The organism is Brevibacillus halotolerans (assembly GCF_026891775.1).
In the GTDB taxonomy this organism is placed as follows: domain Bacteria; phylum Bacillota; class Bacilli; order Brevibacillales; family Brevibacillaceae; genus Brevibacillus_B; species Brevibacillus_B halotolerans.
In genome coordinates, this window is the sequence record NZ_JAPTNK010000073.1 from 1 (window position 1) to 292 (window position 292).

Consider the following 292-nt stretch of genomic DNA (forward strand, 5'->3'; position numbering starts at 1 on the left):
GGGACTGACCCCATAACGTGAGACAAATCAAAACACCTTCAAGAGAATGCAACCATGTCGTAAGATATGGAAGTAACCTGGAGGTGTTTTTTCTTTGGCAACGAGAGTGAGTTACCCTATGGAAATTAAGATGAAGGCTGTTGAGATGAGATTGGCTGGTATCCCCGTGAAAGAAGTGATGGATCAGCTTTGTATTAAAAACAAAACACAACTTAAAACATGGATGCGATGGTACAGAAATGGCGAGACACATCGTTTTGAGCAGCCTGTAGGTAAACAGTACACGTATGGG

At 42.5% G+C, this 292-nt stretch carries 1 pseudogene; it reads left to right on the forward strand.

The features are described 5' to 3' along the window. Positions 1 to 94 precede the first annotated feature (94 nt). Positions 95 to 292, forward strand: a pseudogene (locus O0550_RS24225) (IS3 family transposase); the annotation flags it as partial.